This is a genomic window from Providencia sp. PROV209 (assembly GCF_028479485.1).
GTDB lineage: Bacteria > Pseudomonadota > Gammaproteobacteria > Enterobacterales > Enterobacteriaceae > Providencia > Providencia alcalifaciens.
Map to the genome: position 1 here is coordinate 45,329 of NZ_JAMPNR010000004.1, position 14,281 is coordinate 59,609.

The window sequence follows — 14,281 nt, forward strand, 5'->3', positions numbered from 1 at the left end:
ATTGCAGTTCTCAAAAATGCATGGTCTAGGCAATGATTTTATGGTGGTAGATGGCGTCACACAGAACGTCTATTTTTCACCAGAGCTGATCTGCCGCCTTGCAGATAGACATACTGGCGTTGGTTTTGATCAGCTTTTGCTGGTGGAAGCCCCTTATGACCCCGATCTTGATTTCCATTATCGTATTTTTAATGCGGATGGTAGCGAAGTGGCACAATGTGGCAATGGCGCACGGTGTTTTGCCCGCTTTGTGCGCTTAAAAGGACTGACGAACAAGCAAAAAATTAAAGTGAGCACTCAATCAGGGCGCATGACTCTTACCATTAATGAAAATGATGATGTTTGCGTGAATATGGGCGAGCCTGATTTCGAGCCACAAAACGTTCCATTTCGCGCCGTGAAAGCGGAAAAAACCTATATTATTCGAGCACAAGAACGTACAGTGTTTGCGGGGGTTGTTTCGATGGGAAACCCCCATTGTGTTGTACAAGTCGATAATGTACAGACCGCTGAAGTGGAAGTTTTAGGTCCTGCACTAGAAAGCCATGAGCGCTTCCCTGAACGTGCCAATATCGGGTTTATGGAGGTTGTCAGTGCGGATTACATTCGTCTGCGTGTTTATGAACGTGGTGCAGGGGAAACCCAAGCATGCGGGAGTGGGGCATGTGCGGCTGTGGCCGTCGGTGTTGGGCAGGGGTTGTTAGCGAACAGAGTTCGCGTGGATTTACCAGGCGGTTCTCTGGATATTAGTTGGGATGGTCCCGGATCGCCGTTATACATGACGGGACCTGCAACCCATGTCTATGATGGAGTGATCCAAATTTAATCTTGATTGAGTGCAAAGAGGGGAATAATGGATAAGCGTGAAACGGTGCCAGAGATTGCTCAGCGAATGGATGAGCAGGATGTGGTGCAATATTTAAAACAGAACCCTTATTTCTTTATTCGCAATGTATCTCTTGCTGAGCAAATCAAGGTTCCTCACGTTGTTCAGGAGGCTATTTCGCTTCCTGAGCTCGTGATGAGTCGTCAACGTCAAAAAATTAAAAATCTTGAACAGGATATTCGCTTCATGGTGGAACAGGCGCATGAAAATGGGCTGCTGTTCGATGAACTTCTGTATCTTGTGATTGAGATGTCTTCTGCAAACAGTTTGCGGGAGATGTTATTTTCATTAAACCGTTGGGCAAAAAAACTGGGTTTATCAGGCGCGTCAGTACGTCTGTTTAGTGACAGTTGGCGGTTATCCGCCCCATTAGATGCTCACGAATTAGTGCTTCCGCGTCGTATTTTCGAGCCTGTACGTATTCAGCGTTTTGGGGATCGCCTCAATTATCTTGGTCGTCTTAATGGTCCTGAACTTCAACTTTTACTGCCTGATGCACAAAATGTAGGTTCAGTGGCGATTTCACTGTTTGGTCATCATGGTGAGTCAGGTATGGTTATTTTTAGTAGCCGCGACCGTGAACACTATCAACATGGTATGGGAACAGTGATGCTGGAAAAAGTGGCTCAAATCCTACCGAGGTTATTATGTCAATGGATAGAGCGTCTGTAGACGTTCAGCCAGAAGGGCTGATGATCCAAGTCGAAGCCTTTCTTCGCTATCTGCGCGTCGAACGGCGGTTAAGTCCAGTGACTATCACCAATTATCGTCGTCAATTAAGTGTCGTGTGCCAAATTTTGGGTGAGCTAAAAGTCAATCAATGGCAAAAACTGGATATTACCTTAGGGCGCAGTATTGCGGCGAAAAGCCGTCGAACTGGCTTACAAGCCGCGAGTATGGCACTAAGGCTTTCAGCCCTTCGCAGTTTTTGTGATTGGATGGTGCAGCAAGGGGAGCTACCTGCAAATCCGGTGAAAACTCTCCATGCACCTAAAGCCAAAAAACGTCTGCCCAAAAATATGGATGTGGATGAAATCTCTCAATTATTGAATATGGACAGTGGTGACCCTCTCGTCGTGAGAGATAGGACGATGTTAGAAGTGATGTATGGCGCAGGATTACGTCTATCTGAGTTAGTTGGCTTAGATGTGAAGCATCTAGATCTCGATTTAGGCGAGGTTTGGGTGATGGGGAAAGGTAGCAAAGAACGTAAAATTCCCCTAGGAAAAACAGCGGTAAGCTGGTTAAAGCGCTGGCTTGAAATGCGTGAATTGTATGAGCCAGTTGATGGTGCGGTATTTATTTCGACGCAAAGTGGTAAACGTATCTCGAATCGTAATGTGCAAAAGCGATTCGAACAATGGGGAATCAAACAAGAGGTGAATAGCCATATCAATCCCCACAAATTACGCCACTCTTTTGCAACGCATATTCTCGAATCAAGTGGTAATTTACGCGGGGTACAAGAGTTATTGGGTCATGCCAATCTCTCAACAACCCAAATTTATACCCACCTTGATTTCCAACATCTCGCAAATGTTTATGATGTGGCGCATCCGCGAGCGAAGAGGGAGAAATCTTAATGCACTTTTACCGTCCGTTATCACCCATCAAAGCGATGACGTTTGATTTGGATGATACGTTGTACGACAACCACCCAGTAATTGATAAAACCGAAGAGGAAGTTTTACGGTTTATCCGTGAATATGACCCGCGTTTTCATCATTTTACTAACGATGATATTTATGCATTTCGTTATTTAGTTGAAGAGCAAGAACCCAATATTCGCCATGATATTACCCGTTGGCGCTGGTTATCGTCGAAAATGATGTTATGCCACTATGGTTACAGTAAAGAAGATGCTCTGAAAGGTGCGGATGAGATTATGTCGCACTTTACTTACTGGCGTAACCAAATCGATGTGCCGCAATCAACACATGAAACGTTAGCAAAATTAGCCGAAAAATTACCACTGGTAGCCATCACTAACGGTAATGCAGAACCACAAGAGTGTGGGTTAGGGCAATATTTCCAGTTTGTCTTAAAAGCAGGTCCTGATGGGCGCTCAAAACCGTATTGTGATATGTACCATCTAGCCTCTCAGCGCTTAAACATTGAGCCTAGCGCAATTTTACATATTGGGGATAACCTACTAACGGATGTGGAAGGGGCAATCAAAAGTGGAATGCAAGCTTGCTGGTTTAACGTGGACCATTCAACGTTGATGAACGAGAAGGAAGGGCATTTATTACCTCACGTAGAAATTTGTCGGTTGGATTCTCTTTTGTCATTGGTATAATCCTTTCTCTGTATAAAAATACAGTGGTGTAAGCCACTGTTAAACTATTTCCAAATCCATCGGGTTTTGAAATGGCTTCTTGGGTTTATGAAAATAAACGAGGAAAATCATTTATTGATTTTCGCCTAATAACACAAAGAGTGAAAAAACCACATTTTACTCCCTCTTTGTCAGTAACCCCACAGTGGTGCAAGTCACTGTTTTTGCTTTGATGGTAACTATGGACGTCTCATATCTGCTCGAAGGTCTTAATGACAAACAACGCGAAGCGGTTGCCGCCCCGCGAACTAATTTACTGGTACTCGCTGGGGCGGGGAGCGGTAAAACGCGTGTGTTGGTACATCGCATTGCTTGGCTAATGTCGGTGGAAAATGCGTCTCCGTTTTCGATTATGGCTGTGACGTTTACCAACAAAGCTGCCGCAGAAATGCGTCATCGTATTAATCAGTTAGTGGGAACCAGCGAAGGTGGAATGTGGATTGGTACTTTCCACGGTTTAGCACACCGCTTACTCCGTCAGCACTATTTAGATGCCAATTTGCCACAAGATTTTCAAATTCTAGACAGTGACGACCAATATCGTTTGATCCGCCGTCTACTTAAAGCTATGAATCTCGATGAGAAACAGTGGCCACCTCGCCAAGGTATGTGGTACATCAACGGTAAAAAAGATGAAGGGCTGCGTCCTCAGCATATTGAAAGTTATGGTAATCCAGTAGAGGCGACGTGGTTGAAGGTATACCAAGCCTATCAAGAAGCCTGTGATCGCGCTGGGCTGGTGGATTTTGCTGAATTACTGTTGCGTGCTCATGAGTTATGGCTGAACAAGCCTCATGTTCTCCAGCATTACCGTGAGCGTTTTACTAATATCTTGGTGGATGAATTCCAAGATACCAACAGCATTCAATATGCTTGGATTCGGGTATTAGCTGGCGATACGGGCAAAGTGATGATCGTGGGGGACGATGACCAATCAATTTATGGTTGGCGTGGTGCACAAGTTGAGAATATTCAGCGTTTCTTGAATGATTTTCCCGGCGCTGAAACTATCCGTCTTGAGCAAAATTACCGTTCAACCAATAATATTTTGAAATCAGCGAATACGCTCATCGCCAATAATAGTGACCGACTCGGTAAAAATTTGTGGACAGAGGGCGGCGATGGCGAACCTATTTCCCTTTATTGTGCCTTCAATGAGCTTGATGAAGCCCGCTATGTGGTTGGACGCATCAAGCAATGGCATGAAAACGGTGGTGCTTTACAAGATTGCGCGATCCTCTACCGAAGTAATGCCCAATCTCGTGTCATGGAAGAAGCGTTAATTCAAGGTGCGATGGCATACCGTATTTACGGCGGCCAGCGCTTCTTTGAGCGCCAAGAAATTAAAGATGCGCTCTCATACTTGAGATTGATTGCTAACCGTAATGACGACGCTTCTTTTGAGCGTGTGGTGAACACACCAACGCGAGGCATTGGTGAGAGAACATTGGATACAGTTCGTCAAACTGCTCGGGATCAGCAACTGACTTTATGGGAGAGTTGTGAGTACTTACTTCGCGAACAGGTCTTGGGCGGCAGGGCTGCGAGTTCAATTGAACGTTTTCTTGAGTTAATCGAAGCATTAGCGAAAGAGACCCAAGAGATGCCATTACATGTTCAAGCCGACCGAGTGATCAATGATTCCGGTTTACGAGCAATGTATGAGCAAGAAAAGGGTGAGAAAGCCCAAGCTCGAATTGAAAACTTGGAAGAGTTAGTCAACGCGACACGTGACTTTAGCTATCAAGATGAAGACCAAGATTTAATGCCATTACAGGCGTTTTTATCTCATGCTGCATTAGAGTCTGGTGAAGGACAGGCTGATGTCAACCAAGATGCTGTTCAATTGATGACGCTGCACTCTGCTAAAGGGCTTGAATTTCCTGTGGTATTTATCGTGGGAATGGAGGAAGGTATGTTCCCAAGTCAAATGTCTATGGACGAAAGCGGCCGCCTTGAAGAAGAGCGTCGTCTGGCTTATGTAGGGATTACTCGTGCGATGGTAAAGCTGACGATTACCTATGCAGAAAGCCGTCGTTTATATGGTAAAGAAGTTTATCATCGTCCTTCTCGCTTCATTGGTGAGTTGCCAACAGAATGTGTGGAAGAGGTACGTTTAAGAGCGACAGTTTCTCGTCCTGTCAGTCATCAACGTCTTGGTACGCCAATCAGCCAGAATGATTCAGGTTATGCATTAGGGCAGCGAGTCAGACATGCAAAGTTTGGCGAAGGCACCATCATTAACCTTGAGGGAAGTGGTGAGCATTGCCGATTACAAATTGCGTTTCAGGGACAAGGTATTAAATGGCTGGTAGCATCTTATGCTCGGTTAGAAATGTTGTAGATCCAGATTAAATATAGCACCGCAAAGAATCGCGGTGCTCACTCAAAAGTAAATCCCCCAAAATTATAATAAATTCTCTTTATTTTTATATTAAAAACATAATATTAAAATATTTTTTTCTATGTTAAATTACTATAGTCTCCGATTGAATTTTAATTAATCAAAATAATCAATGGAGATTTATCATATGGAAATGGACAGATTTGTTAATTTAGATAAAAATTAGATTTACTTAGAGTGAAAATAAAAAGAAGTAAAGAATTATTGGCTGAATTAAATGATAGAGCCAATGCAGCCATAGAGAATATGAATTCTGTGAGTGAAAAATTATTAATATCTGGAAGGCATGGTGTTAATAAAATGCAACAAACTATGGATGCAGTTAAGAATGAAATAAATAATAGCTTGCGTGAGCAAGTGAATAAAGTAAGCCTAAGCCATAATACCCTATTGGAACAAGAATCCATCCTTACTGATTTGAAAGAAAATAATGTATTTTATAGTCAAAATGAAATTGATTTTTATATTAAACAAGCTCAACAAGATTTAAAGAATAATGAAATTTGGAATCAGCCAAAAAAATAATTTTGAAAAAATAGACTTCACTAATCATGACGGATTGAAAGGGCTGATTTTCACGCCTATTGCTCATTTTAATAAAAAAATAATGAACTAGCCAAAGTGCGCTATGAAATTGACGTTTTAGTTAAAAAGATAAATGAAGAACGTTTGAATATTGAGTTAGATACGCTTAAGGCAATGAAAGATCCCGTACAATTAGATGTACAACCTGCATTATTGGATATGCTTTCCGAACAGCAGTCAGGCTTTGAACCCACGAATGAAGGCTATTTTTCAGCAGAGAACCCAATCAATTCTATGCCTATAAATTCTATGAAAGCATCAATTCCTTTCTGTGACTGTGGCGGTGTTGGTCGAACAGCAATGTGCGCTTAATTTTAAATAGTTTTACAATTAGTGAACTAATTTCTCGCTGATGAGATAAGGGACTTAATCTTGTTTAAGTCCTTTTTTTGTTTCCAGTTTTTCTATGCTAATGATATAAAAGGAGTTGTTTATTTTACTCTCGCAATCATAATGTTTTAGTGATTCGCATTGATAGGGTTATTGAATCATTAGGATTTGAGTTTTTAATTTTAAATTTTTCCACTAATAAAGTATAAAATCTTACCTAGTAATCACTCTTAAATTCATCATGTCGATTGATCAACTTATTGATTCACTTGCTTCACAAGGTTGGTATGTGTGGGACGATTTTCTGAATCTGTCAGAGATTCATACCATTAAAGATTGTATCCCCGATAAATTACAAGACGCCCGCATTGGGCATCGTGATTCATTGCAGGGCAATAAAAGTATTCGTGGCGACCAAACAATTTGGTTAGAACCCGAGATGGGAGATGCTGTTGCTCGTTATATGGATAAGATGGAGCACATCAGGCAAGCATTAAATCGCCAGCTTTATCTTGGTTTACGTGATTTTGAAACCCATTTTTGCCGCTATCCCAATGGCGGATTCTATAAAAAACATGTTGATAACCCGCGAGGGGTTGGACGTCGTAAAATCACAACGGTTTTATATATGAATGAGCGATGGCAGCCTCAAGATGGTGGAGAATTGGTTGTTTATGACCATGAAGATAATCATTTGTTTAAGTTAGAACCCGTTGCAGGGCGAATGATCTTTTTTATGTCAGAAAATTTTCCTCATGAAGTCTTACCCACAGAAAATAAGCGTGAAAGTATAGCGGGTTGGTTTTTAACTGAAAAAATACTTTAACGTTCTCCTTGTATGCCGCCCCCGTTAGGGGGCTGGTTGTTATATAATCATCATAATAATAAAACTAAACGTAGTATATAAACTATGATTTTGTCATTTTTCATATTTTAGATTATTTTAATTTTGATTTCTAATGAAAATCAGATGAGTTTATTTTCTATTTCAAAATATAAATAAAGGATGAATTATATAATGAGTTTAAATGATAAATTTAAGTCACAAATCGAGTTCAATTCGTTTAAGTTGAAATTTGAAGATTATAGTGCAAAGTTTGCGGTTTATGAAAAAGAGCTGGAAATAAATATTAATATTTTAAGAGAACATACAGGCAGAAGTTTAGATACGTTAACAACCCGGGAGATTAAACCCACCGATAAGTTCATATATCAGGAAAAGATGAATTTACATAATAATAAAGAAAAACTTTCAATTATTAAAAATAACATCGTGGAAATAGAAAAATATATTAATACTATTGGTGATGCAGACAACTTTGATAAAGTTATGGACAGTATTAATGCGCTAGAGCTGAGTTTGGCGTCATTTTCGAATACGGAATCCCCATTCCCTTCAGTAATCCCTTCAGATTCACCCTTTGTGCGCCATGCGGTAATATCGCTATATATCCAAAATCAATGGATAAATGGAGAATTCGCAACGTTAGAGGCGCAGCGTATTCGTTTTTCTAAGACGGTGGGCGCAGAGCTAGATGCGTTGAATGAACCTCAATTACCTGATTGCTTTGGTTCTTCACGTGCAACACGATTAGTTGAGCAGATCACAGCGATGGATTCTGCTGATAGCAGCTTTATGGGTAATAATACCATCAGCTCATTTGCCTCGACGTATCCTACTTGTGATATTTATCTTGGTTATCCTGTTTGTGCTTAATGCGTAATCATGGGGTGCCACGCAATAGTGTGGCGCCCCTGTTTTTAGTTCATTTGCTTAAATTCTTTGCCGGTGAAAATTAATGCCGCATTTCCTCGTTCAATCTGGTAGTGAGAAAGGTGGCGTTGTTTATCTAACGTGTTTAGCCGTTGAGATTGATATTCGCAAAGCTTCCAATGGATGAGCTCCTTGGCTAATTTTTTATTAGCATGTTGACTACGCTCCGATTGTACTTTGACACTAATTCCGGTTGCTACGTGTTTGGCACGAACGGCGGAACATGTTTTATTCACATGCTGCCCCCCTGCACCTTGAGATTGAGTAAATTCATATTCGATTTCACTGTCTTCTAAAGGTTGTATTGGTGTAAACATCATCACACTGATGAACCAGTTCTTGCGCTTATGGCGTGGTCTCAGCGGGCTTTGACATTGCCATTGAATCGTCCCACTCCAACGTTCTGCCATTTTTTCGGCATGTATACCGTCTAAAGCAATCAGCACTGATTTTAGCCCTTGCTTAGATGGGCATGACTCTAGTAATTCGGCATTCACCTTGAGTAAAGCAGCCTCTTTTACAAAACATGCAAATGCATTTTCTACTGCAATGCAACATTCTTCAGGACCTTGAGCAGAAGAAAACTGTAATAAGATCATTCGCAGTCTCCGCTGGTTTTATAGGTGATTACGGGGGTTAAACGTGCGATGACTTGAATAATCCTCACATCAACCATACTGTCTATCACGGTATCAATTGATTTATAGGATTGTGGAGCTTCTTCATAAATCAATTGCTTATTGGCACAAATGACTCGGCTACCTAAGGATGTTCGAGACAATTGGAGTGGCGTGTAGCGGTGAGATAATCGCCCTTTACACTCAGTTCTCATCCATTTTCGACCGGCGCCATGCGCGAGGGAATTCAAGCTAATTTCATTAGCTACGGGTGCGACCAAATAGCTGTAATCACCTCGAGAACCGGGAATAATCACCATACCACGATCAGCGGGGGTTGCGCCTTTGCGGTGTAACCAGCCATCTGTCTCATGAATACGACAAGGTTCTACAAGGTTATGATTCAAGTCCAAATATTGTTCGCCTGACGTTTTCACTTGTTGCATCATGCGTAGCCCGATTAACTGGCGATTGAGCTGCGCAAAATCCAATGCATCTTGATGAGCATTTAGGTAAGTTGCGGCCTCATCGGAATGTTCATCGAGCCCGTTGTGACTATGTTGTTCGACATGTTGGCGCAGAATAGACTGCCCTAAACCACGCGAGCCACTGTGTACTAACAAGAGTAATTTCTGTTTATCAAGACCGCTTTGCTCGAACAGCTCAGTGTTCAAAATCTTATCAACGGCTTGAAATTCTGCGAAATGATTACCACCACCAATCGAGCTAAGTGACGCCATAAAACGGTGGGATTTCATTTTGTCAGGCACATGCTCATCTAGCCATTCTTGGGAAGCGTGGTCAGTCATATCAGAAAGCTGCTTTTCTAGCTTATCTAAGTTAACTTTTGCTCGCTTAATATCTGTTTGGAATAGGCTCATTCCACAGCCAATATCATTGCCTACCAGTGCAGGGTAAAAGCGTTTTTCTGAGAAAAATGCGGCACCAATTGGATAACCTCGACCAGGATGTAAATCTGGCATACCAACGACGGCAAGCATGTTGGGTAAATTTGCTGTTGTTTGTAATTGTTGGATTGCTTTACTTTCAATCCATGTAGATTCTGTAGCGATGTAATTAACATGTTCGCTCACAGAATGAAGGGTATTGCCCATAAGCTATTGACTCATTTCTAAAGTGAAAAATAAGGTAATTAGCAGGCAAGTTTTGAGAAGATAGCTGGACTAACGTTTAAGATTATTTTTACGTTTAAGACTATTTCTGGGTCTGCCCGCAAAGAGTTTGATTAATTGTTGTCATGATGAACCTCCTTGCAGTGAATTGATTGAATGAATGAAAACGCGGCGGATATTAACGGGAACTTTTTTCTTTTGCAAGAGAGAAAAGAGGAAAAAAGTAAAATTAATCTTTATCCTAAAGTAATTAATAAATTAGAAATTAATTATTTTTATGATAAATAATAATCCAAAACGAAAATTGATATTTAATTACAGATTTGAATATTATTAAAATATTTCATTAAGATAAGTGCAAACAGGTATATTTTCGCTATTGTAACTTTGCTACTCTTTTGCTGGGTGCTTGATCTTGCTCAGTTCAAGCATTTATTTTTGGTCTGGGAAAGAAAAAGCCCCGTTAGTGATATTCACCAACGAGGCTGCACTCCCAACCACACAATCGGGAGTGTGCCTCTTAATAAAAGAGAGGTCAAGGAGAAATGACAAAGTACGCAATGATAGCTGTAGTTTCTATTTGCGTAACAATATTGGGTTGCTCATTTTTAATAAAGGATAGATTAAGCTATTTGCATATTGATAATGACAATACAGTCGTTCAGGTGAAATTGGATTACGAAATCAATTAATCACCGAGTGGGGAGAGAATTTTAATTAATTCAATTTAATGACAATGAATTCCCCACTCTTTCTTCTTTCTTATTACCGGTTGGGATATCAAGCACTCAAACTAAAGTGCCCCAATATAATTGGGGCACTTTTTACTATTTTAACTAATTAAAAAACTACGAAGCAATATGAACAGTTTTACCGCCAACAATAGTGCGCAAGACTTTCACATTTTCAATGTCATCAGCAGGTATTTTAAATACATTGCGATCTAACACGATCATGTCTGCAAATTTACCCACCTCAAGGGATCCGACAACATCTTCACGATGCTGTGCATAAGCGGAATCTATTGTTGCAGAACGCAAAACTTCAATCACAGTCATGTCCCGATCATTATCGAGTCTTGGCGCGGGTTGACCATTAATATCGCGTCCACGACGTGTGGCTGCGACTTTCAAATCATACCATTCGTCAAAATCATCGATTGGCCAGTCACTACCAAAAGCAACCACGGCACCTGCATCAATAAACTTAGCAATAGGCTCTAGTTGCTGGAAGCGGGTTTCACCGAGCATGTTTTTCTCGAATGCAGCCAGTTCAGGTGTTGGAGCAGCCCACTGGAATGATAAGCAGGCGATAGTGTTTAGACGTGCAAAACGCGCATAGTCTTTAGCGTCAACCAGCTCATTGTGAGCGAGTCCTGGGCGAATATCTTTTTCAGGATGTGCAGCTCGCATTTTTTCAATCGCATCTAACACGATAGAAACGGCACCTTCTCCTACAGTATGTAAGTGAGGATCGTAACCTGCCGCAGCGATTTTTTCGAGCAGTTCATTGAGGATCTCAGCGGTAAAATAGAGGTCACCGTAGTTATCGGTTTCAACCCAATTAGGGGCGCCATCGGTGCCTTTATTCACACGATATGGCTGTAGCAATGATGCGGTCATGGTTGGATATTGCAGCACGCCATCCACAAACATTTTGATGTTACGTAATCCGATGCCAGGTGCTGGCGTCCATTCGGCTTGGTGCCATTTTTTGGCGAAAGCAACAGCTTTATCAACCGCAGCGGCAACCGCAGCAACATTTGGCGTATCATCAGGCGTGATTTCTCGCGCAGCTTGGAAACGTAATGTCAGTTCGCCACGTTGTTGAAGTTGGTGGAATGCATCTAATTGCTGCTCAGAAACACGGGCATCCATCACCATCGTGACACCTTGTTGGTTTAATACTTTTTGAACTAACTCAGCGACTTCTACTGCTTGTTCATCGCGGATCGATGGGATGCTATCGGCAGCACGCATGGCTGGAGCATCTTCGAGAATACCATTGAGTTCACCATTCTCGTACTTACCAATTTTGCCATCTGGCGGCTCAGGGGTGTCTTTAGTGATCCCAAATAATTCGAGCGCTCGGCTATTGGCTAATAGCGTATGGCAGTCATTGGAGAACAGGACTACAGGGCGTTTGGTATTGAGTTTATCCATATCTTCACGATACATATCAATACCCGCAGGTAACATGCCTTGACGTAACCACGCAGTGACTTTTAGCCAGTCATTTTCTCCCGTGCGCGGGTCTTTATCGAGGTGGCTTTGCACGCGTTGTAAAATTTGCTCGATAGTCAGGGATTCATAGTTCAGATGGCAGCCAAAAAGCTGAATGCCTCCCCAAAATGGGTGCATATGTCCATCGATGATCCCTGGCATCATCATTTTGCCTTCAAGATCGATGCTCTCTGTTTCTGGACCTACATATTGATGCAATTCATTTGAAGTCCCTGTTCCAAGAATATAACCATCTTTCAAGGCGATAGCGTCAACAACGCTATCTTGACTGTCTGCGGTATAGATATAACCGTTGAAATAAATCACATCAGCAATTTTATTATTCATCGTAAACCGTCTGTATCAGGGGCTCCTAAGGAGCCAGAACCAAAAAAATAATGGGGAAGATAGACTTCCCCATACAGACTGCTGACAAACCGGCTAGGTTTGGTGGCAGGTTGAATAGGTTTTGAAAATAATTAGGAAAATCAATTCATTGATTTTCGGCTGATAACACAAAGCAGGAAAAACGACGCTTATATCCTGCTTTGTCAACAACCTCAATGGGGAAGATAAGCTTCCCCATAATCAACGAAAGGTACTGGGAAAATTAATTGATAATCATCTCAGTCTCGGCATCGGATATAGCAGGCGGACGACGAGTAAAACCATGGGTTAATAAAGTGAGATAACCTGCACCTGCGGCTAACCAACATAAACCCACTGTAAAGGCTTCTGCATCTAGGCTTGTCCATAACCACAAGGTTAAAACAACCCCTATCGATGGCATAATCAAACACGTGAGCAGTTTGGTATTATCCAAGGAAGCTTTACGGTCAATATAGAAATGTTTAATGACCGATAAATTCACGAAGGTAAAGGCGATCAGTGCACCGAAGCTTATCATGGAGGCAACCATGCTAAGAGATAGCACAAGAGACAGCAGCGAAGCTACCGCCACAAAAATAATGGAATATACCGGTGTATTCAGGCGTGGATGTAAATAGGCAAAGATAGAACGCGGTAGCACACCTTCACGACCCATAGCATAGAAAATACGCACAATACTGGCTTGAGATGTCATTGCGGAAGCAAATACACCAATAACATAAGCGGTAATAAAGCTTGATGCCATTAAGGATGCGCCGATCCACTTCATTTTATCGCCCACTTGTTGCATCACTGCAATACTGGCAACATCGGTGTTCGGGATAAAGTCTTGCCATACCGGGTACATTAAGTGTGCGCCGTAAGAGATAGCAATGAACATCGCTCCCGCGATAAATACGGTATATAAAATGGCTTTTGGTAAAGCACGACGAGCATCTTTAGTCTCTTCTGCCATCGTCGAAATAGCATCAAAGCCTAAGAAGGCTAAGCACAGTACCGCAGCACCGGCGAAGAGCCCTGATACTTGTGATGACATCACCGTTAATGGCGCCATTAGTGCTTCGACATCTAAAACATAGGCATTTTGGAAGCAGATGTATAAGAAGATGGCGATAAACACAAATTGCATCAGAATAATCAGCATATTCATCCAAGATACCAGTTTGATACCCAGAATGTTCATGATGCTAACAATCGCGATGGTTGAGCAGATTATCACTGGCATTGGGATATTGGGGAGTGCTTCGTGGACAAAGATCCCAATGGCAATGTAGTTAATAATCGGAAGAAATAGATAATCCAGTAGTTGTGCCCAACCAACAAGAAATCCAAGAGTGCCGCCAAAGGTTTTTTGCACATATGAATAGGCAGACCCAGAAAGTGGGAGTGCGCTGGTCATGCGGCAATAGCTCATGGCTGTAAAGAAGACAGCAGCAAGTGTAATTAAATAAGCGATAGGCAGGTGGCCTTCACTTAATACAGTAACTTGTCCATAGGTGGTAAAAATCCCGAGCGGTACCATATAGGCAAGCCCGAAAAACACTAACGCAGGGGTGGTCAGTACACGTTTCATTTGAACGGTATTCTGTTGCATTTTGAAGC

The 14,281-nt window shown here is 41.8% G+C and carries 13 protein-coding genes; 9 read left to right on the forward strand and 4 right to left on the reverse strand.

The window, feature by feature from the left end:
* The first annotated feature begins 1 nt into the window (after nucleotide 1).
* The 9 genes from dapF to PR795_RS05340 all read left to right on the forward strand — a co-directional run bounded on the left by dapF (nucleotide 2) and on the right by PR795_RS05340 (nucleotide 8,260).
* Nucleotides 2–826 carry a diaminopimelate epimerase gene (gene dapF, locus PR795_RS05300; protein WP_006662364.1) on the forward strand — a complete coding sequence of 275 codons (825 nt, stop codon included), beginning with the start codon at nucleotides 2–4 and terminating at the stop codon, nucleotides 824–826.
* A gap of 27 nt (nucleotides 827–853) precedes the next feature.
* The gene (locus PR795_RS05305; protein WP_006658187.1) at nucleotides 854–1,558 is read left to right on the forward strand and encodes a DUF484 family protein; all 705 of its coding nucleotides are present in this window, start codon (nucleotides 854–856) and stop codon (nucleotides 1,556–1,558) included.
* Complete coding sequence (xerC, locus tag PR795_RS05310) at nucleotides 1,540–2,469, forward strand: tyrosine recombinase XerC (RefSeq protein WP_006658186.1); 930 nt, start codon at nucleotides 1,540–1,542, stop codon at nucleotides 2,467–2,469. Before PR795_RS05305 ends, xerC begins: the two co-directional genes overlap by 19 nt.
* The gene (gene yigB, locus PR795_RS05315; RefSeq protein WP_006658185.1) at nucleotides 2,469–3,185 is read left to right on the forward strand and encodes a 5-amino-6-(5-phospho-D-ribitylamino)uracil phosphatase YigB; all 717 of its coding nucleotides are present in this window, start codon (nucleotides 2,469–2,471) and stop codon (nucleotides 3,183–3,185) included. Before xerC ends, yigB begins: the two co-directional genes overlap by 1 nt.
* 220 nt (nucleotides 3,186–3,405) lie before the next feature.
* A complete protein-coding gene (gene uvrD / locus PR795_RS05320; protein WP_006662365.1) occupies nucleotides 3,406–5,568 on the forward strand; it encodes a DNA helicase II in 2,163 nt (720 codons plus the stop codon).
* Between the two features lie 237 nt (nucleotides 5,569–5,805).
* Nucleotides 5,806–6,153, forward strand: coding sequence for a hypothetical protein (locus PR795_RS05325; RefSeq protein ID WP_272516706.1), 348 nt, complete (start codon nucleotides 5,806–5,808; stop codon nucleotides 6,151–6,153).
* 144 nt (nucleotides 6,154–6,297) lie between these two features.
* On the forward strand, nucleotides 6,298–6,525 hold the full coding sequence (locus PR795_RS05330; protein ID WP_232373737.1) for a hypothetical protein: 228 nt from the start codon (nucleotides 6,298–6,300) through the stop codon (nucleotides 6,523–6,525).
* A 259-nt stretch (nucleotides 6,526–6,784) separates the two neighbouring features.
* A complete protein-coding gene (locus PR795_RS05335; RefSeq protein ID WP_006662367.1) occupies nucleotides 6,785–7,369 on the forward strand; it encodes a 2OG-Fe(II) oxygenase in 585 nt (194 codons plus the stop codon).
* A gap of 192 nt (nucleotides 7,370–7,561) precedes the next feature.
* A complete protein-coding gene (locus PR795_RS05340) occupies nucleotides 7,562–8,260 on the forward strand; it encodes a hypothetical protein (protein WP_232373736.1) in 699 nt (232 codons plus the stop codon).
* Between the two features lie 44 nt (nucleotides 8,261–8,304).
* Here PR795_RS05340 and prfH read toward each other — a convergent pair whose 3' ends face one another.
* The 4 genes from prfH to PR795_RS05365 all read right to left on the reverse strand — a co-directional run bounded on the left by prfH (nucleotide 8,305) and on the right by PR795_RS05365 (nucleotide 14,273).
* A complete protein-coding gene (gene prfH / locus PR795_RS05345) occupies nucleotides 8,305–8,916 on the reverse strand; it encodes a peptide chain release factor H (RefSeq protein WP_036967696.1) in 612 nt (203 codons plus the stop codon).
* Nucleotides 8,913–10,049, reverse strand: a complete 1,137-nt coding sequence (locus tag PR795_RS05350) for an RNA ligase RtcB family protein (protein ID WP_272516707.1) — start codon at nucleotides 10,047–10,049, stop codon at nucleotides 8,913–8,915. The genes prfH and PR795_RS05350 overlap by 4 nt, the downstream gene beginning before the upstream one ends.
* Before the next feature lie 866 nt (nucleotides 10,050–10,915).
* Nucleotides 10,916–12,637, reverse strand: a complete 1,722-nt coding sequence (locus tag PR795_RS05360; protein WP_181480361.1) for an amidohydrolase — start codon at nucleotides 12,635–12,637, stop codon at nucleotides 10,916–10,918.
* A 262-nt stretch (nucleotides 12,638–12,899) separates the two neighbouring features.
* Nucleotides 12,900–14,273 (reverse strand): APC family permease, encoded by a 1,374-nt coding sequence (locus PR795_RS05365; RefSeq protein WP_036963223.1) that lies wholly within the window; start codon nucleotides 14,271–14,273, stop codon nucleotides 12,900–12,902.
* Nucleotides 14,274–14,281 lie beyond the last annotated feature (8 nt).